21 protein-coding genes are annotated in these 25,619 nt (G+C 70.7%); 11 read left to right on the top strand and 10 right to left on the bottom strand.

Annotated features, from left to right (window positions below; all coding sequences use genetic code 11):
* The first annotated feature begins 51 nt into the window (after positions 1-51).
* Complete coding sequence (gene valS, locus OG505_RS31495) at positions 52-2,616, top strand: valine--tRNA ligase (protein WP_405429584.1); 2,565 nt, start codon at positions 52-54, stop codon at positions 2,614-2,616.
* Positions 2,617-2,676: 60 nt separating this feature from the next.
* Here the strand turns inward: valS and OG505_RS31490 are convergent, their stop codons facing one another.
* The 5 genes from OG505_RS31490 to OG505_RS31470 form a co-directional block, all read right to left on the bottom strand.
* Positions 2,677-3,321, bottom strand: coding sequence for a hypothetical protein (locus OG505_RS31490; protein ID WP_405429583.1), 645 nt, complete (start codon positions 3,319-3,321; stop codon positions 2,677-2,679).
* Between the two features lie 93 nt (positions 3,322-3,414).
* The gene (locus tag OG505_RS31485; RefSeq protein ID WP_393052836.1) at positions 3,415-4,125 is read right to left on the bottom strand and encodes an ABC transporter permease subunit; all 711 of its coding nucleotides are present in this window, start codon (positions 4,123-4,125) and stop codon (positions 3,415-3,417) included.
* A gap of 4 nt (positions 4,126-4,129) precedes the next feature.
* Entirely contained in the window at positions 4,130-5,041 is a 912-nt protein-coding gene (locus tag OG505_RS31480) for an ABC transporter ATP-binding protein (RefSeq protein ID WP_405429582.1), read from the bottom strand.
* Complete coding sequence (locus tag OG505_RS31475; RefSeq protein WP_405429581.1) at positions 5,041-5,946, bottom strand: ABC transporter permease; 906 nt, start codon at positions 5,944-5,946, stop codon at positions 5,041-5,043. Before OG505_RS31475 ends, OG505_RS31480 begins: the two co-directional genes overlap by 1 nt.
* A complete protein-coding gene (locus OG505_RS31470; RefSeq protein WP_405429580.1) occupies positions 5,939-6,853 on the bottom strand; it encodes an ABC transporter ATP-binding protein in 915 nt (304 codons plus the stop codon). Before OG505_RS31470 ends, OG505_RS31475 begins: the two co-directional genes overlap by 8 nt.
* A gap of 238 nt (positions 6,854-7,091) precedes the next feature.
* On the opposite strand from OG505_RS31470, the gene OG505_RS31465 reads away from it, so the two are divergent.
* The 4 genes from OG505_RS31465 (at position 7,092) to galT (ending at position 12,234) form a co-directional block, all read left to right on the top strand.
* Positions 7,092-8,480 carry a glycosyltransferase family 2 protein gene (locus OG505_RS31465; protein WP_405429579.1) on the top strand — a complete coding sequence of 463 codons (1,389 nt, stop codon included), beginning with the start codon at positions 7,092-7,094 and terminating at the stop codon, positions 8,478-8,480.
* Positions 8,481-8,694: 214 nt separating this feature from the next.
* Positions 8,695-10,224 carry an adenylyl-sulfate kinase gene (cysC, locus tag OG505_RS31460; RefSeq protein WP_405429578.1) on the top strand — a complete coding sequence of 510 codons (1,530 nt, stop codon included), beginning with the start codon at positions 8,695-8,697 and terminating at the stop codon, positions 10,222-10,224.
* Positions 10,225-10,336: 112 nt separating this feature from the next.
* Positions 10,337-11,161: a DeoR/GlpR family DNA-binding transcription regulator gene (locus OG505_RS31455; RefSeq protein ID WP_405429577.1), complete on the top strand. Its 825-nt coding sequence runs from the start codon at positions 10,337-10,339 to the stop codon at positions 11,159-11,161.
* Positions 11,158-12,234 carry a galactose-1-phosphate uridylyltransferase gene (gene galT / locus OG505_RS31450; RefSeq protein WP_405429576.1) on the top strand — a complete coding sequence of 359 codons (1,077 nt, stop codon included), beginning with the start codon at positions 11,158-11,160 and terminating at the stop codon, positions 12,232-12,234. The genes OG505_RS31455 and galT overlap by 4 nt, the downstream gene beginning before the upstream one ends.
* A gap of 341 nt (positions 12,235-12,575) precedes the next feature.
* On the opposite strand, the gene OG505_RS31445 is transcribed toward galT, so the two are convergent.
* The gene (locus tag OG505_RS31445) at positions 12,576-13,793 is read right to left on the bottom strand and encodes an NADP-dependent isocitrate dehydrogenase (RefSeq protein WP_405429575.1); all 1,218 of its coding nucleotides are present in this window, start codon (positions 13,791-13,793) and stop codon (positions 12,576-12,578) included.
* A 138-nt stretch (positions 13,794-13,931) separates the two neighbouring features.
* On the opposite strand from OG505_RS31445, the gene OG505_RS31440 reads away from it, so the two are divergent.
* Positions 13,932-14,822: an MBL fold metallo-hydrolase gene (locus OG505_RS31440; RefSeq protein ID WP_405429574.1), complete on the top strand. Its 891-nt coding sequence runs from the start codon at positions 13,932-13,934 to the stop codon at positions 14,820-14,822.
* A gap of 158 nt (positions 14,823-14,980) precedes the next feature.
* Here the strand turns inward: OG505_RS31440 and OG505_RS31435 are convergent, their stop codons facing one another.
* Positions 14,981-15,931 carry a malate dehydrogenase gene (locus OG505_RS31435; protein WP_405429573.1) on the bottom strand — a complete coding sequence of 317 codons (951 nt, stop codon included), beginning with the start codon at positions 15,929-15,931 and terminating at the stop codon, positions 14,981-14,983.
* A gap of 128 nt (positions 15,932-16,059) precedes the next feature.
* A complete protein-coding gene (locus OG505_RS31430) occupies positions 16,060-16,920 on the bottom strand; it encodes a bifunctional methylenetetrahydrofolate dehydrogenase/methenyltetrahydrofolate cyclohydrolase (protein ID WP_405429572.1) in 861 nt (286 codons plus the stop codon).
* Positions 16,921-17,365: 445 nt separating this feature from the next.
* Between OG505_RS31430 and OG505_RS31425 the strand changes: the two genes are divergently transcribed.
* The 5 genes from OG505_RS31425 (at position 17,366) to OG505_RS31405 (ending at position 23,201) form a co-directional block, all read left to right on the top strand.
* Positions 17,366-18,970 carry an ABC transporter substrate-binding protein gene (locus OG505_RS31425; protein ID WP_405429571.1) on the top strand — a complete coding sequence of 535 codons (1,605 nt, stop codon included), beginning with the start codon at positions 17,366-17,368 and terminating at the stop codon, positions 18,968-18,970.
* A gap of 200 nt (positions 18,971-19,170) precedes the next feature.
* Positions 19,171-20,109 (top strand): ABC transporter permease, encoded by a 939-nt coding sequence (locus tag OG505_RS31420; protein ID WP_405429570.1) that lies wholly within the window; start codon positions 19,171-19,173, stop codon positions 20,107-20,109.
* A 72-nt stretch (positions 20,110-20,181) separates the two neighbouring features.
* Entirely contained in the window at positions 20,182-21,138 is a 957-nt protein-coding gene (locus tag OG505_RS31415) for an ABC transporter permease (RefSeq protein ID WP_405429569.1), read from the top strand.
* 7 nt (positions 21,139-21,145) lie between these two features.
* A complete protein-coding gene (locus tag OG505_RS31410; protein WP_405429568.1) occupies positions 21,146-22,183 on the top strand; it encodes an ABC transporter ATP-binding protein in 1,038 nt (345 codons plus the stop codon).
* On the top strand, positions 22,167-23,201 hold the full coding sequence (locus OG505_RS31405) for an ABC transporter ATP-binding protein (protein ID WP_405429567.1): 1,035 nt from the start codon (positions 22,167-22,169) through the stop codon (positions 23,199-23,201). Before OG505_RS31410 ends, OG505_RS31405 begins: the two co-directional genes overlap by 17 nt.
* 94 nt (positions 23,202-23,295) lie before the next feature.
* Here the strand turns inward: OG505_RS31405 and purH are convergent, their stop codons facing one another.
* Both purH and purN read right to left on the bottom strand, forming a co-directional pair.
* The gene (gene purH / locus OG505_RS31400; protein ID WP_405429566.1) at positions 23,296-24,867 is read right to left on the bottom strand and encodes a bifunctional phosphoribosylaminoimidazolecarboxamide formyltransferase/IMP cyclohydrolase; all 1,572 of its coding nucleotides are present in this window, start codon (positions 24,865-24,867) and stop codon (positions 23,296-23,298) included.
* Complete coding sequence (gene purN / locus OG505_RS31395; protein ID WP_405429565.1) at positions 24,864-25,484, bottom strand: phosphoribosylglycinamide formyltransferase; 621 nt, start codon at positions 25,482-25,484, stop codon at positions 24,864-24,866. Before purN ends, purH begins: the two co-directional genes overlap by 4 nt.
* Positions 25,485-25,619: the final 135 nt, after the last annotated feature.

The raw sequence follows: 25,619 nt of genomic DNA, 5'->3' as shown, positions 1-25,619 counted from the left end.
GCGATGCGCAAGTCCGTGGCTCGACACCCTGCTGATGCCTACGATCGGCAGATGACCGATACGGCGAGGACGGCCCGCGCCGGCGTTCCCGAGCGTCCAAATCTGGACGGGCTCGAGGAGCGCTGGGCGCACCGCTGGCAGGAGGACGGCACGTACGCGTTCGACCGCTCGAAAAAGCGTGTTGACGTTTACTCGATCGACACCCCGCCGCCGACCGTATCGGGCGAGCTGCACATGGGGCACGTCTTCTCGTACACGCACACCGACACCGTCGCCCGCTACCAGCGGATGCGCGGCAAAGCCGTGTTCTACCCGATGGGCTGGGACGACAACGGCCTGCCCACCGAACGTCGGGTGCAGAACGTGTACGGGGTGCGCTGCGATCCGGCCCTGGCGTACGACCCGGTGTGGCGGCCCCCGGCCACCCCGGTCGACGAGGCCGCGCGCCGCAACCCCACCCCGATCTCGCGGCGCAACTTCATCGAGCTGTGCGAGCGGCTGACGGTCGCCGACGAGCAGGTCTTCGAGGCCCTCTGGCGGCGGCTCGGGCTCTCGGTGGACTGGTCCCTGACGTACACGACGATCGGTCGGGTGGCCCGCGCCACCAGCCAGCGGGCGTTCGTGCGCAACCTGCTGCGCGGTGAGGCGTACCAGGCGGAGGCGCCGACGCTGTGGGATGTCGGCTACGCCACCGCGGTCGCCCAGGCCGAGTTGGAGGACCGGGAGCGCCCCGGCGCCTACCACCGGCTGCGGTTCACCGGGCCGGGCGGGCGCGAGGTGCTCATCGACACCACCCGGCCGGAGCTGTTGCCGGCCTGCGTCGCGCTGGTCTGCCACCCCGACGACGAGCGGTACGCCGACCTGGTGGGCACGACGGTGCGCAGCCCGCTGTTCGGCGTCGAGGTGCCGGTGCGCGCCCATCCGCTCGCCGACCCCGCGAAGGGCACCGGCATCGCCATGGTCTGCACGTTCGGCGACCTTGCCGACGTGACCTGGTGGCGGGATCTCGACCTCGACACGCGGGTGGTCATCGGCCGCGACGGCCGGCTGGTGCCGGAGCCGCCGGCCGGGGTGCCCGCGGCGCCGTACGCGGCGCTGGCCGGGCAGACCGTCAACGGCGCCCGCCGGGAGATCGTCGGGATGCTCACCGACGCCGGTGACCTGATCGGCGAGCCGCGCCCGATCACCCACCCGGTGAAGTTCTACGAACGCGGCGACCGGCCACTGGAGATCGTCTCGACCCGCCAGTGGTATCTGCGCAACGGCGGGCGGGACGCCGACCTGCGGGCGACGCTGCTGGCCCGGGGCGCGGAGCTGCACTGGGTGCCGGCGCACATGAAGCACCGCTACGACAACTGGGTGGGCGGCCTGACCGGGGACTGGCTGGTCAGTCGGCAGCGCTTCTTCGGGGTGCCGGTGCCGGTGTGGTACCGGCTCGACGACGCTGGCGAGCCGGACTGGACCCACCCTCTCACGCCCGACGAGTCCGCGCTGCCAGTCGACCCGTCCAGTGATCCGGCGCCCGGCTACGACGAGTCGCAGCGCGGCCAGCCGGGCGGTTTCCTCGGTGACCCGGACGTGCTGGACACCTGGGCCACCTCGTCGCTGACCCCGCAGATCGTCGGTGGCTGGGAGACCGACCCGGCCCTGTTCGCGCAGGTCTTTCCGATGGACCTGCGCCCGCAGGGACAGGAAATCATCCGGACCTGGCTGTTCGACAGCGTGGTCCGATCGCACTTCGAGCACGGGGTGCTGCCCTGGCGGGACACCGTGCTGTCGGGCTGGATCCTCGACCCGGACCACAAGAAGATGGCCAAGTCCAGGGGCAACGTGGTCACACCGCTGGCGCTGCTGGAGCAGCACGGCTCGGACGCGGTGCGCTACTGGGCGGCCAGCGGCAAGCCCGGCATGGACCTGGCCTTCGACCCGGCGCAGATCAAGGTCGGCCGGCGGCTGGCCACCAAGCTGCTCAACGCGTCGAAGTTCGCGCTCGGCCTGGGCGCCGGGGACGCGTTGCGGGCGGTGGCGACCGCCCCGCTGGACCGGGCCATGCTCGCCGAGCTGGGCACCGTGGTCAGCGCCGCGAGCAGCGCCTTCGACTCGTACGACCACACGGCCGCGTTGCAGGCCACCGAGGCGTTCTTCTGGCGCTTCTGCGACGACTACATCGAGTTGGTCAAGGAGCGGGCGTACGGCGCCGGAGCGGCGGCCGACTCGGCGCGGGCCGCGCTGGCCTGCGCGCTGTCGGTGCAGCTACGGCTGTTCGCCCCGGTGCTGCCGTACGTCACCGAGGAGGTCTGGTCATGGTGGCGGTACGGGTCGGTGCACCGGGCGCCCTGGCCCACCACCTACGAGGTGGCCCGGACGATCGAGGGGACGCCAGAGCCGGCGCTGCTGCGGCTCGCCGGTGACGCGTTGGGCCAGGTGCGGCGGGCCAAGTCGGAGCGGAAGCTGTCCATGAAGGCGGAGGTGCCGCTGGCCGAGGCACTGGGCCCGGCGGCGCTGCTGGAGCAGCTCACCCTGGTCGCCGACGACCTGCGGGCGGCCGGCCGGATCGGCAAGCTCGACCTGCTGCCCGACCGCACCCCGGAACTCGTCATCGCCTGCGCGTTCTGAGCCGCAAGGAAGGGCCCCTTCTTAACGCCTGGTGTATAGGAAGGGGCCCTTCCTAACAGCTCACCAGCCGCGCAGAAAGCGCAGGCCGAGCAGGATGGCCGCCACGGCGGGGCCGACCAGCAGGGTGATCGCCTGGAGCCGGTACGGCATCCGATGCCGGGTCAGCTCGCCCGCGTTACCCAGCACGATCGCCCCGGCCAGCATCAGGAACACGCCCCACCAGCCCGTCTTCAGGTCGACGAGACGGATGTGGATCAGTTGCAGGGTCACACCGAGCAGCGCGCCGGTGAGCGCGAGCAGCGCCACCGCGCGGTGCAGGCCACGGGCCAGCGGGTGGGCGGCCCGCCAGCCGTACGTGCCGGCGACCGCCAGGCAGGGCAGCACCACCAGCAGCGGCCAGCCCTTCCCCATCGCCCCGAACATCAGCAACGCGCCCACCACGAACACCAGCGTGCCGACGCAGGCGATGACGTACCCGGCGAAGGCCCGGCCGCCGCCCCGGGCCAGCAACGGCCCGCCGCTGGCCGCGATCAGCGCGGCCGGGATCAGGATGAAGACGGCCCACCAGTGGAACCGGCCGCTGCCCTGGGCCGCCGTCGCGACCGTCGCGCACGCCAGACCGGCGACCGCCAGGCTGGTGAGCCACGGCCGGCTGCTCCGGGAGTACGGCTCAGCCAACGATGTCCACTCCGCTTCGACGCTCACACCCACGAGCCTGGGCTTCGGCACCCCGTCCGGTCCATCCGGCCAGCCCTACCCGTCGCGGGGGGCTGGCCGGAACCGTACCCCGCACCTGCCTCAGCTCGTCTCGCCGGCCACGCTGAACGAGCGCAGGCGGTCGATCGCCAGCACGGTGAAGCCGACGCTGACCAGCGCGGTCATCACGGAGGCGACCGGCACCGACACGGTGGTCTCCAGCAGTCCGCTGGGGGCGAGCCGGTCGGCGAGGGCGATCACGTACTGCTGGATGGAGAGCACCTTCGTGCCGCTGACGAAGTTGCCCAGCAGCCCCTCCCAGATGAGCACGTAGACGAGGCCGAGCAGCACCGGACGCCGGGTGACGAGGCTGAGCGCGAGGAACAGCGCCGAGTACGCCAGCGCGCCGAGCGCCGCCGCGAACGCCAGGGCCAGACCGAGGCGTACCGAATCGGCCAGCACGCCCGCGACGTAGAGCGGCACCGCGACGGTGGCCGCGGTGACCCCGGCGGCGACCGCGAGCTTCGGCAGCACGATCTGCCAGCGCGGCAGCGGCTTGGTCAGGATGTGCACGACGGTGCCGTCGTCGATCTCCGCGCCCAGCACGCCGGTGCCGATGATCAACGCAACCACCGGCAGCACCACCGCCAGGCCGAGGCCGACCAGCACCGGCGGCCCCCACTGGCCCGGGTCGACGCCCAGCGACCGGCAGAGGATGGCCAGCCCGAGCAGCACCAACGGCAGCGGGAGCAGCAGCAGGAACCGACGCCGGCCGAACAGCCCGCGCGCGGTGATCCAGGTAATGGTCGACATGTTCTCAGGCCTCCACCAGGTAGGAGAAGACGCTCTCCAGGGACTCGTCGGACGGCACCAGTTGGCGCACCCGGATGCCCTGGTTCAGGGCGATCCGGGGCAGCGCCCGGGTGAAGGCGCCGTAGTCGCCGGCGCGTACGGTCAGGCCGGTCCGGTCCAGCTCGACGCCACTCACCGACGCCTCGGCGATCAGGGCCACGGCCAGCGCCCGGTCGTCGGTGGAGCGCACCGCGAAGACGTGCGGGCGGTTGGTCATCAGCCGACGGATGGTCCGGAAGTCACCGGAGGCCGCCAGTCGACCGGCCACCATCACCTGCACCGTCCCGGAGACCTGCTCGACCTCCTCCAGGATGTGCGAGCTGAACAGAATCGTCCGGCCGGCGTCGCCGAGGGTGTGCAGCAGATCCATCATGTGCAGCCGCTGGCGCGGGTCCATGCCGTTGAACGGCTCGTCGAGCAGCAGCACCTGCGGGTCGTGCACCAGCGCCGCGGCCACCCGGGCCCGCTGGCGCATGCCCTTGGAGTACGTGCCGATCCGGCGGTCCTGCGCCGACTCCAGCTCCACCAGGTCGATGGCCCGTCGCGCCGCCGCCGCCGGGTCGGCCAACCGGTGCAGCTTCGCGCTGGCGAGCACGAACTCGTACGCGGTCAGGAAACTCTGCACCGCCTCCCGCTCGCTGACCAGCCCCAGCCGGCGGTAGACGTCGGGATTGCGCCAGGTCGGCTCGTCGTCGAGGGTCACCGTGCCGCGCGACGGGGCGAGGAACCCGGCCATCATGTGCAGCAGCGTGGTCTTGCCGGCGCCGTTCGGACCGAGCAGACCGGTCACGCCCGGCCCGAGGGCCATGCTGATGTCGTTGACGGCCACCACGTTGCCGTACCACCGGGACACCCCGGTCAGGCTCAGCGTGCTCATCAGGAGGCGACCTTCCGGTAGCGGGCCAGCAGGAGGGCTGTCGCGCCGGCGACCAGCAGCACCGCGACCAGGGCGTAGACCGGGCCGAACCCGCCGATCATCATCTCGCCCGGATCGCCCTCGACCAGCAGGTCACCCAGCGACCAGATGCCCACCCCCTGCACCAGCGTGGAGGGCGAGGCGAGCCCGGCCAGTTCGTTGGCCGTATGCGACGGCAGGATGCTCAGCACCCCGACGATCGGCGTGGTCATCAGGAAGACCGCGACCACCCCACCGGCGGCGAAGGCGCGCTTGCCGGTCAGCGAGGCGACGAGCAGCCCCACCGAGGCGAAGACGACCGCCCACAGCCCGGCGTAGAGCAGGCCGGGAAGCAGGTCGAGCAGCTCGTTCCACACCCCGCGCATGCCCTGCTTGGTGGTGAACGCGGCACCCAGGAACATCACCAGCTGCGGCCCGCCGAGCAGCAGCCAGAGGCCGGTGACCAGCGCCAGCAACTTGGCGAGCGCGTAGTCGGCGCGCGGCAGCGGTCGGGAGAAGTACAGCGGCAGCACACCGCTGCGCAGGTCCCGGGAGACCAGCTCCGGCGCCGCCACCGCGACGAAGAACAGGACCAGCCAGCTCATCGCGTCGGCGAACTGGGCGTACGTGGCGACCGGCTCGCCGAGCTGGCTGCGTACGGCGGCCAGGGCCACCGCGACCAGGGTGACGATGCCGACCACCAGCCACGGGAAGATCTTGGCCTTGGCGCTGCGCCCGAACCCGAAGATGGTGCGCAGCCCGTGCAGGTAGAGCGCGCCGAAGACGTGCCGGCGGCCCAACCGTGGACCCTCGTAGCGCTGATAGCCGATGTCGTGGATGACGCCGGTCGGTGTGGGCCGCACGGCGGCGGATGACAGCTCAGGCATGGGTGAGCTCCCTCGTGGCGAAGAGTTCGGCCACCCGGTGCCGGCGCTGGTCCAGCCGGTGCAGAGGCAGGTCCAGTTCGGCGACCGCGCCGAGGATGAGGTCGTAGGTGCTGTCGTCGGCGAGCGGCACGAGCAGCAGCCGGCCGTCGCGCGCCACCGGCAGGTCGAGCGCCGCGAGCCGGGCGGCCAACTCCTCGGCGCCCTCGCTGACCTCGACGGCCAGCACGTCGGTGGCCGAGGTCATCGCCGAGATGTGATCCGCCCGCAGCAGCCGGCCACCGTCGATGGCGATCAGCGTGTCGCAGATCCGCTCGACCTCGCCCAGCAGGTGTGAGCACACCAGCACGGAGATGCCGAACTCGGTGCCGATCCGGTGCACCAGCGCCAGCATCGCGTCCCGACCGGCCGGGTCCAGCCCGTTGGTCGGCTCGTCGAGCAGCAGCAGGTCCGGGTCGTGCACCAGCGCCTGGGCCAGCTTGACCCGCTGCTTCATGCCGGTGGAGTAGCCGCCGACCGGGCGGTAGCGCTCCTCGTAGAGCCCGACGTGGCGCAGCGCCTCCGAGGCGCGCTCGCGGGCCGCGGTGCGCGGCAGGCCACTCATCCGGCCGAGGTGGGTCACCAACTCGGCGGCGGACAGGTCCGGTGGGAGGCAGTCGTGCTCGGGCATGTAGCCGACGCGGGCACGGACCGCCGCCGGTTCGGTGGTCGGGTCGATGTCGAGCACCGAGACCTGACCGCTGGTCGGGGCGATCAGGCCGAGCAGAATCTTGATCAAGGTGGATTTGCCGGCGCCGTTCGCGCCCACCAGGCCGATGATCCCGGGCTCGACGGCGACGGTGAGGTCGGCGAGCGCGGTGACCCGACCTCCGTACGTCTTGGTGAGCGACTGGGTCGCGATCAGTGTCACGACGCCAGCGTAGGGAGTCGATGCCCCCCACCGACACCGGCGCGCCCCCGGTGCTCCCCTGATCCTCGCGGCGGCCCACCCCTAAGGTCCGCCGCCGGCAACGATGAACGTTTGCGCCGGTCGTGCGTTCGACCAGACTCCGCTGCCGGAAAGACCCCTCCCGGGTGGCACGATTCACTTCCCGTTCACCGGGCAGTGTTCCGGGGGATATTCGACCGCCAAAGCGGGAAGGATCGTGATGGTCGAGGTTGGCGTCCCCAAGGTGAGTGTCGTGGTGCCCGCGTACAACTGCGGCCCGCACATCGAGAAGCTGGTGGCGTCGCTGCTGCGCCAGTCGCTACCGGCCGACGAGTTCGAGGCGATCTTCGTCGATGACGGGTCCACCGACGACACGGGCAAGCGGCTGGACGAGCTTGCCGCCAAGCATCCGCACATCCACGTGGTGCACATCGAGAACTCGGGCTGGCCGTCGCGCCCCCGCAACCTCGGCATCGAGCGGGCCCGCGGTGAGTACGTCTTCTTCGCCGACGACGACGACTGGTTCGCCGACCAGGCGCTCGAACGGCTCTACGACTGCGCGAAGACGTACGACGCGGACCTGGTGATCGGCAAGATGGCCGGGCACGGGCGCGGTGTGCCCCGGGAGCTGTTCCACAAGAACCGCTTCGAGGCCACCCTGGCGAACGCCCCGCTGATCGACAGCCTGACCTGCCACAAGCTGTTCCGCCGCTCCTTCCTCAACGAGCACGGGCTGCGGTTCCCCGAGGGCGGCAAGCGGCGGCTCGAGGACCACTCCCTGGTCGTACGGGCCTACTTCCTGTCCCGCCGCACCTGCGTGCTGTCCGACTACACCTGCTATCACCACGCGCAGCGGGCCGACGCCCGCAACGTCACCGCGGCGCGGCTGGAGCCGTCGAGCTACTTCGCGAGCGTGCGCGACGCGCTGGACATCGTCGACGCCCACACCGAACCGGGCCCGCTGCGCGACCGCCTGCACCGGCGGTGGCTGCGCAACGAGATGATCAACCGGCTGCGCGGCAAGCGGCTGCTGGAGGCTCCCCACGACTGGGTGGACCAGGTCGCCGCCGAGATCCAGAAGATCATCCAGGAGCGGTTCGCCCACGGGGTCGCCGCCGGCCTGCCGCCGCTGCAACGGGCCGTGGCGTACCTGGCCGAGCGGGGACGGGTCGAGGACCTGCGGCGGCTGGCCCGGTGGGAGTCGGGCATCGCCGGGCACGGCCGGATCGACGAAGTCCAGCCGGACCAGTACGCCGTCACGGTCACCGTTGCCGCCGAGCTACGCTCCGCGGACGAGCCCATCGGGTTCCGCGCCGACGACGGGCGCGACGTGCTGGTGCTTCCGGTCGGTGAGATCTCCCCCGACGTGCTCGACTCCACCGCGCAGGTCCGCAAGGCCCGCCTCGACGTGGTCGCCCGCCGCCGGGAGACCGGCGACGAGATCTTCCTGCCGGTGCAGTTCCAGACCGAGCGGGTCGCCAGCCCTGCCGGTGCGGAGACCGTCCACCTGGTGCACCGCGCGACCACCACGATCGACTTCCGCGCCCTCAACGGCGGTCGTACGCGGGGTAGTTGGCTCCTCAAGGCACGGATCACCAACGCCGGGTGAACCGAGGACGCGCGGCTGCCGCTGCTCTTCATCTGCCCGGCCGACGGCGCGCGTCCGCGAATCCGCGACGAGCGGAAGGTCTGGAACTGGCTGCGGTCGGCGGTGGGTCGCCGGGTCCGCCGCTGAGCCGACCGTCCGGGTCGTGGAGTGGCGGCCTCGACCGATCGGCGGTCGGCTGCGAAACTGTGTGCCGGTCAGCGAGTGGGGGGTGTGGATGAGCAACGGCTGGGTGCTGCCCGACGAGGTGCTCCGGGACGCGCCGGCGTACACGCCGCGTCCCGGTGAGCTCGCGGATCTGGAGCTGCTGCTGACCGGCGCGTACGCCCCCCTGACCGGCTTCATGACCCGCGCCGACCTGGTGTCGGTGAGCCGACGCGGCCGGCTGGCCGACGGCACGCCGTGGCAGGTTCCGGTGACCCTGCAGGTGCCGGCCGCGCTGGCGCAGGGCTTCGACCCGCGCGACCCGGCCCGCCGGGCCCTGGTGCTGACCGACGGCGAGGGGGCGCCGGCCGCCGCCCTGGACGTCGCGGACGTCTGGCCGGTACGCGAGGGCGTGGCGGGCCTGGGTGGCCAGCTCCGCCGGCTCGGCGAGGGCGGTCACGGCCCGTTCCAGCGGTTGCGGCGCAGCCCGGAGGAGGTCCGCGCGCTGCTGCCGCCGGGTCGGGTGCTCGGGGTCATCGCCGACCGTCCGCTGCACCGACCGCAGCTCGCCCAGATCGCGCACGCCGCCCGCACCCTGGCCGCGCACCTGCTGGTGATGATCCCGGTCGGCGAGGGCGGTGTCGGCGGGCTCGCACCGGAGGCGCTGGTGCGTACGATCTTCGCCGCCCGGGACCGGATGCCCCCGGCCACCCTGGTAGCCGTGCCGCTGTCGCACCGCCGGGACGAGATCAGCGACGCTCTGCTGCGTGCGCGCGTCTCCGCCGCGTACGGGGTCACCCACCTGCTCTCGACCGGGGACATGCTCTCCGGCGCCGGGCTGCGGGTGCTGGTGCCGCGCGAGCTGGCGTACGACAACCGGGACGGGCAGTGGCGCTGGCGGGAGGACATCCCGCCGCGTAACCGCCGCCTCGCGCTCACCCAGGACGAGATCGACGACCTGCTCGACCGGGGCTTCCCGCTGCCCGAGTGGCACACGCCTCCGGCGGTGGCGAGGGAGTTGGCCCGGGCCCGGCCGCCGCGCCGGCACCGAGGGCTGGTGGTCTTCCTGACCGGCCTCTCCGGTTCCGGCAAGTCCACCATCGCCCGCGGGCTGGCCGACGCGCTGCGGGAGAGCGGCGACCGGACGGTGACCCTGCTCGACGGTGACGTGGTACGGCGGGAGCTCTCCGCCGGGCTGGGCTTCAGCAAGGCCGACCGGGATCTCAACGTCCGGCGGATCGGCTGGGTGGCGGCCGAGATCGCCCGGCACCACGGGGTGGGCATCTGTTGCCCGATCGCCCCGTACGCGGCGGCCCGGGCGACGGCGCGGGAGATGGCTCTGGCCGCCGGGGCGGGCTTCGTGCTGGTGCACGTCGCGACGCCGCTGGAGGTGTGCGAGCAGCGGGACCGCAAGGGCCTGTACGCGCGCGCCCGCGCCGGTCTGCTCACCGGCATGACCGGCATCGACGACCCGTACGAGGAGCCGACGGATGCGGACCTGGTGCTCGACACCACCCACCTGAGCGTCGCGGACGCGGTGCAGGCCGTGCTGCACCACCTGACCGAGAGCGGCTGGGTGGAGTTGAAGATCCAGTCGGCCTGAGGCGTCGTTCCACCCCTTTCCTTCCGCCGGTTCCAGGCACGCGCTAGTGTTCATCTTTGTTGGAACACGTTCGACCGCGTGAGAGTACGTGGACCCCTGGGAGGCACGGCGGATGCTCGCTCAGCAGCGGCAGTCGGCCATCCTGGATCGGGTCCGGTCCTCCGGCGGCGTTCGAGTGACCGACCTGGCGACCGAGTTCGGCGTCTCCGACATGACCATTCGCCGCGACCTGGAGGCCCTGCACGAGCGCGGCCTGCTGGCCAAGGTGCACGGCGGCGCCACCGCGGCCGGCCCCAGCTCGACCGACGAGCCGGGCTTTGACGCCAAGTCGGTTCGTCAACTGCCGGAGAAGGCCGCGATCGCGGACCGGGCGGCGCGGCTCGTCCGGCCCGGTGCGGCGGTCGCCCTCTCCGCCGGCACGACCACCGCCGAACTGGCCCGCCGCCTGGTGGACGTTCCCGGCCTGACTGTGGTGACCAACTCGCTGCCGGTGGCCGAGATCCTGCACGGCGCAGGCCGACCCGACCAGACGGTGGTGCTCACCGGCGGCGTACGGACACCGTCGGACGCGCTGGTCGGCCCGCTCGCGGTCGGGGCCGTCCGGCGGCTGCACCTGGACCTGCTCTTCCTCGGCGTCCACGGGATCACCGAGCGGGCCGGCTTCACCACCCCGAACCTCATGGAGGCGGAGATCGACCGGGCGCTGGTGGCCGCGGCGGACCGGCTGGTGGTGCTCGCCGACCACACAAAGTGGGGCACCGTGGGCATCTCCTCGATCGTCGAGCTGGCGGCAGCCCACGTGCTGGTCAGCGACGAGGCGTTGCCTCCGCCCGCACGACGGGTACTCGGCGAACAGGTGGGCGAATTGATCATGGCAAGGGCAACAAGGGCGGGCCGCGCGACGCGCACGCCGACGAGTGAGGAGACGGCGACGTGAAGCGCACCGCGATCGACCTGGCCGACGGCCGGGAGCTGATCTACTTCGACGAGAACGACGACGCCGTCCGCGACCAGCCGGACCGCCGTGACCTGCCGCCGCCGCCACCCGCGTCGCAACTGCGCTACGACCCGCTGACCGACGAGTGGGTGGCCGTGGCCGTGCACCGGCAGACCCGCACCTTCCTCCCGCCGGCGAACGAGTGCCCCCTCGACCCGTCGGCGGGCGACCGGCTGACCGAGATCCCCTCGCCGGACTACGACGTGGTGGTCTTCGAGAACCGGTTCCCCTCGCTGAGCGGCCGCGTCGCCGACGAGCCCGGGGAGATCACTCCCTTCACGCCGGTCCGGCCGGGCGTGGGCCGGTGCGAGGTGGTCTGCTTCACCTCCGACCACAACGCCTCCTTCGCCAGCCTCCCGCCGCGTCGCGTCCGCACCGTGCTGGACGCGCTCGCCGACCGGACCGAGGTGCTCGGCGAGCTGCCCGGCGTGGAGCAGGTGTTCTGCTTCGAGAACCGGGGCGTCGAGATCGGTGTCACGCTGCACCACCCGCACGGGCAGATCTACGCGTACCCCTTCGTGACGCCGCGCACCCGGGCGCTGCTGGCCGCGGCCCGCCGGCACGCCGAGCGGACCGGCGGGGGCAACCTGTACGCGGACGTGCTGGCCGCCGAACGCGCGACCGGCGAGCGGGTGGTCACCGAGAACGACCACTGGACGGCGTTCGTGCCGGCGGCGGCCCGCTGGCCGTTCGAGGTGCATGTCGCGCCGCGGCGCGTGGTGCCGGACATCCCGGCGCTCACCGACGGCGAACGGGACGCCTTCGGGCCGCTCTGCCTGGATCTGCTGCGCCGCTTCGACGGCCTGTTCGACATGCCGATGCCCTACATCGCGGCGTGGCACCAGGCACCGGTGCGGATCGACCGCGAGCTGGGCCACCTGCACCTTCAGCTGTTCAGCATCCGGCGGGCAAAGGACAAGCTGAAGTACCTGGCCGGCTCCGAGTCGGGGATGGGCGTCTTCATCAACGACATCTCCCCCGAGCGCGCCGCCGAGCTGCTCCGCGCCGCCTGAAGGAAGGGCCCCTTGTTAACGCCTCGTGCATAGAAAGGGTCCCTTCCTAACGCCTGCCGCGCGCGAGAACAAGCGCGCGGGGAACAGGGCGCGGGGGGCCCGGGACAGGGCCCCCCGCAGGGAAGGGACGGCTGGCTGTGCTCGACACAGCCGGGAAGGCTGGCTGATCGGCACGCATTCCGCGGTCGACCGCGGTCAACCTTCCTCGGACGCGACTGGCATCTCGTCCACCCTGGTCAACGAGGCGCACGAGGCCGGGTGACGCCGCAGGTGTGTCAGCCGGCAGACACGCCGGAGCCCGCCGGCGGGTGCCGACGGGCTCCGATGCTGGTGCGGTCGAATCAGGCGGCGAGACGGCGGGCCAGGTTCTCGTCGAGCGCGTTCATGAACTCGTCGGTGGTCAGCCACGGGGCGTCGCGCGAGATGAGCAGCGCGAGGTCCTTGGTCATCTGGCCGCCCTCGACGGTGTCGATGATGACCTGCTCCAGGGTGTTGGCGAACTCGGTGACCGCCGGCGTGCCGTCCAGCTTGCCCCGGTGGGCCAGGCCCCGGGTCCAGGCGTAGATCGACGCGATCGGGTTGGTCGAGGTCTTCTCGCCCTTCTGGTACTGCCGGTAGTGCCGGGTGACAGTGCCGTGCGCGGCCTCGGCCTCGACGGTACGGCCGTCCGGGGAGAGCAGGACCGAGGTCATCAGACCCAGCGAGCCGAAGCCCTGCGCCACGGTGTCGGACTGCACGTCACCGTCGTAGTTCTTGCAGGCCCAGACGTACCCGCCCTCCCACTTGAGCGCGGCGGCGACCATGTCGTCGATGAGCCGGTGCTCGTAGGTGAGGCCGGCGGCGTCGAACTCCGCCTTGAACTCGGTCTCGAACACCTCGGCGAAGATGTCCTTGAACCGGCCGTCGTACGCCTTGAGGATGGTGTTCTTGGTCGACATGTAGACCGGGTAGTTGCGGTCCAGGCCGTACCGGAACGAGGCCCGGGCGAAGTCCCGGATCGACTCGTCGTAGTTGTACATGCCCATGGCGATGCCGCCGCCGGGGAAGTTGGCGACCTCCATCTCCATCGGCTCGCCGCCGTCGGCCGGGGTGTAGGTGATGGTCACCGTGCCCGGGCCGGGGACGACGAAGTCGGTGGCCTTGTACTGGTCACCGTGGGCGTGCCGGCCGATGATGATCGGCTTGGTCCAGCCGGGGACCAGCCGCGGCACGTTGGACATGATGATCGGCTCGCGGAAGACGACGCCGCCGAGGATGTTGCGGATGGTGCCGTTGGGCGACCGCCACATCTTCTTCAGGCCGAACTCCTCGACCCGGGCCTCGTCCGGGGTGATGGTCGCGCACTTGACGCCGACGCCGTGCTCCTTGATGGCGTTGGCGGCGTCAATGGTGACCTGGTCGTCGGTCTCGTCGCGGTACTGGATCGACAGGTCGTAGTAGTGCAGGTCGACGTCGAGGTAGGGCAGGATCAGCTGCTCCCGGATCTGCTTCCAGATGATCCGGGTCATCTCGTCGCCGTCGAGCTCCACGACCGGGTTGTTTACCTTGATCTTCGCCATCGGCCGGCGCTCCTCTCGGGGGACACGTGCTCAAGCAGTACGAGCGTACTGCAATTAGACCGGCAGCCCTCAGCCGGCCTCGACCGACCGGTGAAAACCGGGCTGCACGCCACAGCAGTTCCCTGACACCATCGCTCGATGCCACTGAGCCGCACCCTCGGGTCTATCACGGTTACCGCGCTCACCGACGGCGAGGGCGCCTTCTTCCAGCCCCGCGAAGAGGCGTTTCCGCACGCCACAGCGGCCCAGTGGGAGGAGGCCGACCGCCGCGACCCCGCCTCGGTCACCGCTGACGGGCGGTGGTGGCTGCCGTTTCGCAGCTTCGCGATTCGCTCGGGTGACGGGCCGGTCATCCTTGTCGACGCCGGGATCGGCCCGACCGACGCACCCGCTGCGAGCTGGGCGCCGGTGCCCGGTCGGCTGCCCGCCGAACTGGCCGCCGCCGACATCGACCCGGCCGACGTCGACACGGTCGTGCTGACCCACCTGCACAGCGACCACATCGGCTGGGCGGTCACCGGCACACCGGGCCGGCCGTACTTCCCGAACGCCAGCTACCTGCTCCAGCGCACCGAACTGGAGGCGGCGAAGACGATCAACCCGGGGCTACCGGCCGGGCTGGTCGCGCCGTTGCGCGCCGCCGGCCAACTCCGGGTGGTCGACGGCGAAACAACCCTGACCCCTGCGGTACGACTGCTGCCCACTCCCGGGCACACCCCCGGCCACCAGTCGGTGCTCCTGACAGCGGCCGACGAGCGGATGCTGCTCACCGGTGACCTCCTGGTGCACCTGGTGCAACTGATCGACCCCACCCTGGCGTACGCCCACGAGGAAGACCCCGACGAAGCGCGCGCCTCCCGCCTGACCGCCCTGCGCACCCACTCCCCCACCGTGCTAGCCACCCCCCACCTCTCCACCCCGTTCACCCCCACCCCCAACCCCTCACCCTTCCCCCTCCCCTCCCCACCCCACCCCCACCTCGTCGATCATGAAGTTATTGCCCCGACACGGCGCGTGAGTGAGCAATAACTTCATGATCACCGGGAGTGGGGCCGGTGGGCCGGTGGGCCGGTGGGCCGGTGGGCCGGTGGGCCGGTGGGCCGGGTTGATCATCGGGGCGGGCGGGGTGGAAACGTAGGAGGGCGCGTCGGCTCTGCCGACGCGCCCTCCTACGGGTTGGGTACGGATTACATGCTGGAGATGTCGCCCTGCTTGGCGCGGACGGCCTCGGCGGCGGCCAGGAGGCTGGCCCGCTCGTCGGCGTCCAGGTCGGTCTCGACGACCCGACGGACACCGTCGGCGCCGATCTCGGCCTCGACACCCAGGTAGACGCCGGAGATGCCGTACTCGCCGTCGACCCAGGCGCAGACCGGCATGACGTCGCCGGAGTCCTCGGCCACGGCCTTCGCCATCCGGGCCGCGGCGGCGGACGGGGCGTAGTACGCCGAACCGGTCTTGAGCAGCGCGACCACCTCGGCGCCACCGTTGCGGGTCTTGACGACCAGCTCCTCGATCTGCTCGGCCGGCATCGCCTCACGCAGCGGCTTGCCGTTGACGGTGCTCTTGGACGGCACCGGGACCATGGTGTCGCCGTGCGAGCCCAGGGTCAGCGTCCGGACCGACGCCACCGGCACGTTCAGCGCCTCGGCGACGAAGTTGCTGAACCGGGCGGTGTCGAGCATGCCGGCCTGGCCGAGCACCCGGTTCTTGGGGAACTGGGTGGCGATCTGCGCCAGGGCGGTCATCTCGTCCAGCGGGTTGGAGACGACGATGACGACGGCGCTGGGGGCGTACTTGGCCACGTTCTCGGCGACCTGCCGCACGATCTTGGCGTTGGTCTCCAGCAGGTCCATCCGGCTCATGCCCGGCTTGCGGGGCAGGCCAGCGGTGATGACGACGACGTCGGAGCCCTCGATGGCCTCGTAGCCCTCGCCGTTCGGGCCGGTGGTCACCCCGACGACCTTGGTTTCGAAGCCCTCGATGGCCCGCGACTGGTTGAGGTCGAGCGCGAGGCCCGCGGGCTTGCCCTCCACGATGTCGGTGATCACAACGGTGTCGAAGACGTCGTACTCGGCCAGGCGCTGTGCGGTGGTGGAGCCGTAGAAGCCAGCCCCGACGACAGTGACCTTCTTACCCATGGTCGTCCCACTCCCTGATACCAGTCGGTTTTCCGGACCGTATCAGCCATCCTGGCACCGATCCGGCCAGGGGCGGACAGTTATGACCGGACAGACACGAACGGCACTCGTTGGGCAGCGTCGACGCGTCAGCCGCGCTCGGCGCGCTCCACGACGTTGGTCAGCAGCATCGCGCGGGTCATCGGACCGACGCCGCCGGGCATCGGAACCAGCGCGCCGGCCGTCTCGGCCACCTCCGGGTTGACGTCGCCGGTGTAGCGGCCCTTGCCGTCCGGGCCGATCACCCGGGTGATGCCGACGTCCACGACGACCGCCCCCGGGTTGATCATGTCGGCGGTCAGCAGCCCCGGTACGCCGGCCGCGACGATGACGATGTCGGCGGCCCGGGTGTGCGAGGCGAGGTCGAGGGTGCCGGTGTGGCACAGGGTGACGGTGGCGTTCTCGCTGCGACGGGTGAGCAGCAGGCCGAGCGGACGGCCGACGGTGTTGCCCCGGCCGACGACCGCCACGGTGGCGCCGCGCAGCGCCACGTCGTGGCGCCGGAGCAGCTCGACGATGCCGCGCGGGGTGCAGGGCAGCGGGCCGTCGTAGCCGAGGACGAGGCGGCCCAGGTTGACCGGGTGCAGGCCGTCGGCGTCCTTGGCCGGGTCGATCAGCTCCAGCACACGCTGGGTGTCCAGGTGGGCGGGCAGCGGCAGCTGGACGATGTAGCCGTGGCACGCCGGGTCGGCGTTCAGCTCGGCCAGGACGTCGTCGACCTGCTGCTGGGTGGCGTCGGCCGGCAGCTCCCGGCGGATCGAGGCGATACCCACCTCGGCGCAGTCACGGTGCTTGCCGTTGACGTACGCCTGGCTGCCCGGGTCGGCCCCGACCAGGACCGTGCCGAGCCCGGGGGTGATGCCGCGCTCCGCGAGAGCCTTCACCCGTATCCGCAGCTCGTCCTTGATCTCCGCCGCGGTCGCCTTGCCGTCCAGAAGCGTCGCCGTCACCACCAGATCGTCTCATGTCCGGCACCTGCCGTTCCGGAGACCTCATCGCGGCCGGCCACCGAGGCCCCGTCATTCCGCCAACGGTAACGATGAGTTACGTGTCTATCATCACTGTGAGTGACACTGGGCGCGACTCGTCACCGCGAAAACGGTCGCAAACCGGGAAGCGGGTCGGGACCGGACAACCCACCGAAGGGGATCGAGTCCCTCCCAGAAGGCGACAGGACTCTCGGCCCTCGTGGACGAATGCGCAGGCCAGAAACGTGCGTCCGGTTTGGGGTAGCACGCGGGACCGCGCCCTGCAAGGAATGCGTCCTCGGACCGTTACGCGCCCGCAACCGCGCCGTTGTCGACGGCCGGTACGCGACCTACCGTTGCCGCTTGTTGCGCAGCGTAAACCCAGCGTCGGGCTTGACTGCGCAGCGTGAGGAGATGAGGAGGCTCAATGCGAGTTCGTAGACTCGCTGCCTGGACCGCCCTCCCGCTCGCGGTGACGCTGGGCCTTGCGGCCTGCGGCAGCGGCGGAAACGGCGGATCCGGCAGCAGTGACCCCAACGCGGCCGTCAGCATCCAGATCGGCGAGCCGCAGCACCTGGTTCCGACGAACACCACCGAAACGTCGGGCGCGCAGGTGCTCGCCGGCCTGTTCAGCCCGCTCGTGGACTACGACGCGCAGAACAAGCCGTACGAGGTCGCGGCCGAGTCGGTGACGTCGCCGGACAACAAGGTCTGGACGATCAAGCTCAAGGACGGCTTCACCTTCCACAACGGTGAGAAGGTCACGTCCGAGGACTACGTCAACGCCTGGAACTACGGCGCGTACGCGCCCAACGGCCAGGGCGGCGCCTTCTTCTTCGAGAAGATCGCCGGCTACCAGGACGTCCAGGGCGAGAAGCCGAAGGCCCAGACGATGTCCGGGCTGAAGAAGGTCGACGACCTCACCTTCACCGTGACGCTGTCCGAGCCGTACATCGACTTCAAGACGATGCTCGGCTACACCGCGTTCTTCCCGCTGCCGGACGCCGCGTTCTCGGCCCCGGGCGTGCTCAAGGACTCGTACGAGCAGGCGCCGATCGGTCAGGGCCCGTTCAAGATGAAGGGCACCTGGCAGCACGACTCCAAGATCGACCTCGAGCGGTACGACGCGTACCCGGGCGAGAAGCCCAAGGTGAACGGCGTCGAGTTCCGGGTCTACCAGCAGCTTTCCGCGGCCTACGCGGACGTCCTGGGCGACAACCTGGACGTGCTGCCCACGATCCCGACCGAGAGCCTGAGCAACGCCCCGACCGACCTGGGCGACCGGTACCAGACCAGCCCGATGTCGTCGTTCCAGTTCCTCGCGTTCCCGACGTTCGACAAGGCGTACAGCAACCCGGACGTGCGTAAGGCCATCTCGATGGCGATCGACCGGGACGAGATCACCACGTCGGTCTTCAAGGGCTCGCAGCAGTCGGCGCGCTCCTTCGTCTCGCCGGTCCTGCCGGGCTACCGGGAGAACACCACGGGCGCGGCCGGCGAGTTCAACCCGACCGAGGCCAAGAAGCTCTACCAGGCCGCCGGTGGTCCGTCGAAGATCGTCATCTCCTACAACGGCGACGGCGGTCACAAGGACTGGGTCGACGCCACGGCCAACCAACTGAAGGCCAACCTGGGCGTCGAGGTCGTCGGCTCGGCCGAGCCGAAGTTCGCCGACCTGCTGACCAAGGTCGAGAAGAAGCAGTCGGTGGGTGTCTTCCGGTTGGGCTGGGTCATGGACTACCCGACCATGGAGGACTACCTCGGCCCGCTGTACACCACCAACGGTTCGTCGAACTACTACGGCTACAGCAACCCGGAGTTCGACAAGCTCGTCAAGGAGGGTTCCGCGGCCAAGACGCAGGACGAGGCGATCGTCAAGTACCAGCAGGCGGAGGACATCCTGGCCAAGGACATGCCGGTGATCCCGCTCCGCTTCGGCGAGAACGTGTTCGGCCACTCGTCCAAGGTCAAGAACGTCGAGATGGACCTGTTCCAGCGGGTCAACCTCGTCAAGATCGAAGCGGCCAGCTGAGCTGACCATGGTGCGGGCCACCCGGGCGACGATGCTCGGGTGGCCCCGGACCGCGCTGTCCCGGGCCGGGCCGCTCACGCGGACCCGGCGTCAGTGGCGCCGGCGTCCCCCGGGCCCGACGGAACGTCTCGGATATATCGGGTACGACCAGAGATGCCGTCCTGCGACCCTTTCGCATATTTCCGGAGAGACTGCTAAGCATGTTCCGCTACATCTTGCGGCGCCTACTGCAGATGGTCCTGGCGTTCTTCGGGACCACCCTGATCGTCTACGCGCTGATGTTCGCCGGCCAGGGCGACCCCATCCAGGCCCTCGCGGGCGAACGACCGGTGACCGCAGCCCAGCGGGCCTACCTGACGGAGAAGTACCACCTGGACGCCACCGGCGTCGGCGGCTTCTTCTACCGCTACTTCGACTACGTCAAGAACCTGCTCCAGGGCGACCTCGGCCAGTCACTGACCGGCCGCCAGATCGGCGATATCCTGCAGGCCGCCTGGCCGGTCACCGTGAAACTCGCGCTCATCGCGCTCGCCGTGGCGATCATCGTCGGGGTCACCGCCGGTGTGGTGGCCGGCATCCGCCGGGGCAGCATCTTCGACAACTCGACGCTGGTGCTGACCCTGCTGGTGCTGGGCATCCCGACCATCGTGCTGGCGCCGCTCGCGCAGTATTTCCTGGGCGTCAAGTGGCAACTCTTCCCGCCCACCGCCGGCTCCCAGCCGACGTTCTACGCGCTGCTGCTGCCGGGCATCGTGCTCGGCTCGCTGTCGCTGGCCACCGCGCTGCGGCTGACCCGTACCTCGGTGGCGGAGAACCTCCGCGCCGACTACGTCCGCACCGCCCGATCCAAAGGCCTGGTCAAACGCCGCATCGTCACCGTCCACGTGCTGCGCAACTCGCTCATCCCGGTGGTCACCTTCCTCGGTGTGGAGCTGGGCAACCTGATGAGCGGCGCGATCATCACCGAAGGCGTCTTCAACATCCCCGGCATTGGCTTCAACCTCTTCCGCGGCATCCGCACCGAGGACGGCCCCCTGGTGGTGGGCATCGTCAGCGTGCTCGTCGTGGTCTACCTGGTCTCGAACCTGGCGGTGGACGTCCTGTACGCCGTACTCGACCCGAGGATCCGCTATGCGTGAGCGCAGCGAACGAATCATCAGCGCAGCGTGCCTGGGCTCTCCTGCCGGCATCGAATGCAGCGGGGTGCCGGCATGAGTGACTTTGAAACCGTGGCGGCCACCGAGAACCAGGCCGCTCGCCGTGGGCCCTCGGGCGAGCCCGGCGCACCGAACCAGATCGGCGCACCGCAGAAGCCGCGCAGCCTGGCCGGGGACGCCTGGCGCGACCTGCGCCGCAACCCGATCTTCTGGGTCTCGCTGACACTGGTCGTCATCCTCACACTGATGGCTCTGGCCCCCGGCGTGTTCACCACCAACAACCCGAGGGACTGCCTGCTCTCCCGGCAGCACGCCGGGCCGTCCGGCGGAGCCATCTTCGGGTACGACTTCCAGGGCTGCGACACGTACTCCCGGGCGGTCTACGGCACCCGTGCTTCGCTGCTGGTCGGCGCGCTCGCCGCGCTCGGCACCGGGTTGATCGCGCTTGCGGTCGGCATGCTGGCCGGGTACTTCGGCCGTTGGGTCGACGCGGTGCTCTCCCGGGTGATCGACGTGGTGCTCGGCATCCCACTGCTGCTGGCCGCGATCGTGCTGCTCAAGCGAGTGTCCAGCCACAGCGATGCCGCCCGGATCGCCGCGGTGATCTTCGTGCTGGCCGTCCTCGGCTGGACCACGGCGGCCCGCGTCGTCCGCTCCTCGGTGATCACTGCCAAGGAGCAGGACTACGTGGCGGCGGCCCGGATGCTCGGCGCCGGCAACGGTCGGATCATGTGGCGGCACATCCTGCCGAACTCACTGGCCCCGGCCATCGTGGTGCTGACCATCGCGCTCGGCTCGTTCATCGCGGCCGAGGCCACGCTCTCCTTCCTGGGCATCGGCCTGAAGGCGCCGACCATCTCGTGGGGCCAGGACATCGACACCGGCCGGATCCACATGCGGGAGGCGGCGACCCCGCTGATCGTCCCGTCGGCCTTCCTCGCGCTGACCGTGCTGGCGTTCATCATGCTCGGCGACGCGATCCGTGACGCCTTCGACCCGAAGCTGCGGTGACTCTCTGATGACCCACTCCACCGTCGAACCCACGCCCGCCTCCGCCACCCCCGAGGGCGGCCACCTGTTGGAACTGAAGGATCTGCACGTCGAGTTCCGGACCAACGAGGGCGTGGCCCAGGTCATCAACGGCGTGTCGTACCACCTGGACGCCGGGGAGACCCTCGCGGTGCTCGGCGAATCCGGCTCGGGCAAGTCAGTCACCGCCCAGGCGATCATGGGCATCCTGGACACGCCGCCCGCGTTCGTCCGCTCCGGCCAGATCCTCTACCGAGGTCAGGACCTGCTCACGGCATCCGAGGAGCAGCGCCGGCAGGTCCGCGGCAAGGAGATCGCGATGATCTTCCAGGACGCGCTCTCCGCGCTGAACCCGGTCTTTCCGGTCGGCTGGCAGATCGGCGAGACGCTGCGCCAGCGCTCCGGCATGTCCCGGGGCGACGCTCGCCGCCGGGCCGTCGAGCTGATGGACCTGGTCAAGATCCCGGGTGCCGCCAAGCGGATCGGCGACTACCCGCACCAGTTCTCCGGCGGCATGCGGCAACGCGTCATGATCGCCATGGCGCTGGCGCTGGACCCGAAGGTGCTGATCGCCGACGAACCCACCACCGCGCTCGACGTCACCGTGCAGGCCCAGATCATGGACCTGCTGGCCGACCTGCGCCGCGACCTCAACATGGCGATGATCCTGATCACCCACGACCTGGGTGTGGTCGCCGGCGTCGCGGACCGGATCGCGGTCATGTACGCGGGTCGCATCGTCGAGCACGCCGACGTCCGCTCGCTCTACAAGGCGCCGGCACACCCGTACACCAAGGGTTTGTTGGAGTCGATCCCGCGGATGGACGTCCGCGGCCAGAAGCTGTCGACGATCAGGGGTTTGCCACCGAACCTGATGCGCATCCCCTCCGGCTGCCCGTTCCACCCCCGGTGCCCGTACGTGCAGCAGGTCTGCCTGGACGTGGTGCCGCACGACCTGGTCCTCGGCGACGGCCGGACCAGCGCTTGCCACTTCGCGCAGGAGGTTCGTGATGACAGCGCCCGCTAGCTCCACCAAGGTCCGGGGCGAGACCATCCTCTCCGTCGACAATCTGGTGAAGCACTTCCCGATCAGTCAGGGTGTGCTGTTCCAGCGGCAGATCGGCGCCGTCAAGGCCGTCGACGGCGTGAGCTTCGAGCTGCGCCGGGGCGAGACGCTGGGCGTGGTCGGCGAATCCGGCTGCGGCAAGTCCACCCTCGCCCGGCTGCTCATGCGGCTGGAGACACCCACCTCCGGGCGGGCCACCCTGGAGGGCAGGGACCTGTTCGAGGCCTCCGGCGGCGAACTGCGCCGGCTGCGCCGCAACATGCAGATGGTCATGCAGGACCCGTACACCTCGCTGAACCCGCGGATGACGGTCGGCGACATCATCGGTGAGCCGTTCGAGATCCACCGCGACGCCGCGCCGAAGGGCAGTAAGCAGAAGCGGGTCCAGGAGCTGCTGGACGTCGTCGGGCTCAACCCGGAGCACATCAACCGGTACCCGCACCAGTTCTCCGGCGGTCAGCGTCAGCGCATCGGCATCGCCCGCGCGCTCGCGCTGCGGCCCGAGATCATCGTCTGCGACGAGCCGGTCTCCGCGCTGGACGTCTCCATCCAGGCCCAGGTGATCAACCTGCTGGAGCAGCTCCAGGACGAGTTCGGGCTGTCGTACATCTTCATCGCCCACGACCTGTCCGTGGTGCGGCATATCGCCGACCGGGTGGCGGTCATGTACCTCGGTCGGATCGTCGAGATCGGCACCGAGGACGAGATCTACGAGCGCGCCACCCACCCGTACACCCAGGCGCTGCTCTCGGCCGTGCCGGTGCCGGACCCGGAGGTACGCGACCAGCGCACCATGATCCGGCTGGTCGGCGACGTGCCCAGCCCGGCCGACCCGCCGAGCGGCTGCCACTTTCGCACCCGCTGCTGGAAGGCCCAGGACATCTGCGCGGTCGAGGACCCAAAAACGGTCCCGAGGGCGGCGGACCCGCACCCGTCCGCCTGCCACTTCGCCGAACTCCGCTCCCCAACCACGGCCTGACCCCCGGCCCTCCGCCGGTTGATCATGAAGTTATTGCCCTGCGGATCGGCGTGTCAGGGCAATAACTTCATGATCGACGGGGTGCCGACGAGGGTCAGTGGAAGAAGTGGCGGGTTCCCGTCAGGTACATCGTTACGTTGGCCTTCTTGGCGGCTTCGATGACTTCTTCGTCTCTGATCGAGCCGCCGGGTTGCACGATGGCGCGGACGCCGGCGTCGATGAGGATCTGCGGGCCGTCGGCGAACGGGAAGAACGCGTCCGAGGCGGCCACCGAGCCGCGGGCGCGGTCGGCGCCGGCGCGGCTGACCGCGAGCTGCGCCGAGTCGACCCGGTTGACCTGACCCATGCCGACGCCGACGGTCGCGCCGTCCTTGGCGAGCAGAATCGCGTTGCTCTTCACCGCGCGGACGGCCCGCCAGGCGAACGCGAGGTCACGCAGCAGCTCCTCGTCCGCGGCCTCGCCGGTCGCCAACTGCCAGTTGGCCGGGTCGTCGCCGGAGGCGTCCACCCGGTCGGCGACCTGGGTCAGCACGCCACCGGTCACCGGCCGCCACTCGAGGTTCGCCGGGGTCCAGGCCGGCGCGCGCAGCAGCCGGATGTTCTTCTTGCCCTGCAACACCTCGACCGCGCCCTCGTCGAAGCCGGGCGCGACGACCACCTCGGTGAAGATCTCGGCCACCTGCCGGGCCAGCTCGACCGAGACCGGGCGGTTGACCGCGATCACGCCGCCGAACGCCGACACCGGGTCACAGGCGTGCGCCCTGCGGTGCGCCTCGGCCACGTCCGCGCCCACCGCGATGCCACACGGGTTGGCGTGCTTGATGATCGCCACGGCCGGCTGGTCGGCGAAGTCGTTCGCGGCCCGCCAGGCGGCGTCCGCGTCGACGTAGTTGTTGTAGGACATCTCCTTGCCGTGCAACTGCTCGGCCTGGGCCAGCCCCGCCGGGGCGTCCGGGTCCGTGTAGAGCGCGGCCGGCTGGTGCGGGTTCTCCCCGTAGCGCAGCACCGTCGACTTGCGCAGCGCCGACCCGGCGAACGCCGGCCAGGAGTCGTCGGCCGGGGCCAGCTCGCGGGCGCACCACTGGGCGACGGCCACGTCGTACTCGGCGATGTCGGCGTACGCGCGGGCGGCGAGCGCGCGACGCTGGGCCAGGGTGAACCCGCCCTCGTCGAGCGCGCCGAGCAGTGCCGGATAGCCGGCCGGGTCGGTGAGCACCGCGACCGAGGCGTGGTTCTTGGCGGCGGCTCGCACCATGGCCGGGCCACCGATGTCGATCTGCTCCACGCACTCCTCGACACCGGCGCCGGAGGCGACGGTCGCCTGGAACGGGTAGAGGTTGGAGACCAGCAGGTCGAACGCGGCCACCCCCAGCTCGTCGAGCTGGGCGACGTGGGTGTCCTTGCGCAGGTCGGCGAGGAGACCGGCGTGCACCTTCGGGTGCAGGGTCTTCACCCGGCCGTCGAGCACCTCGGGGAACCCGGTCACCGTCTCCACCGGCGTCACCGGCACCCCGGCGGCGGCGATGGCGCCCGCCGTGCTGCCGGTAGAGACGATCTCCACACCGGCCGCGTGCAGGGCCTGGGCCAGCTCGACCAACCCGGTCTTGTCGTAGACGCTGACCAGCGCCCGCCGAATCGGGCGACGTCCGTCCTGAGTGGGACTCACGGAACCGTGACCTTCCTTCCGGTGATGGTCCAACCTTCGCGGACCAGACGGCCGACCTGCTCGACGAGTTGGCGCCGCTCGGCTTCCTTGATGCGCTCGGTGAGCGCGTCCACGTCGTCGTCATCGAGCACCGGCACCGCGACCTGCGCCACGATCGGCCCGGTGTCCATGCCGGCGTCGACGAAGAAGAGCGTGGCCCCGGTGAGCTTCACGCCGTAGGCGAGGGCGTCGCGCGGGCCGTGGATGCCGGGGAACGCCGGCAGCAGGGTGTTGTGGGTGTTCAGATAGCGGTCGCCGAAGGCGGCGAGGAAGTGCGGGCCGACCAGCTTGAGGAAGCCGGCGGAGATGACCAGGTCGGGCTGGTGCTTGGCGACGTGCGCGGTGAGCGCACGGTCCCAGTCCTGGCGGCTGTCATGGTCGCGGACCCGCTCGACGAAGGTCGGCACCCCCGCGGCCACGGCACGGTCCAGGCCCGCGATGCCGTCGCGGTCCGCGCCGACCGCGACGACCTGTGCGCCGTACGCGGGATCGGCGGCGGCGTCCAGCAGGGCCTGAAGGTTGCTCCCGGAGCCGGAGACGAGGACGACGATGCGGGCGGCGGACGCGGGCTCGGTCACCGGGCCACCCTATCGGGCAGGTCAGGATGCCCCTCGGTTGGGCGCTTCGCCGATCTGTGACAGTGACCGACGGGCAGAGTGCACAGTTATCGGGGATAATGCGCGGTATGTCGTCACGCTGCTGTGCTGTGCCTG

Source organism: Micromonospora sp. NBC_00617, assembly GCF_045161355.1.
In the GTDB taxonomy this organism is placed as follows: Bacteria; Actinomycetota; Actinomycetes; order Mycobacteriales; family Micromonosporaceae; genus Micromonospora.
Note: the sequence above shows the minus strand (reverse complement) of the source record. Positions and strands in the feature narration are given on the sequence as shown.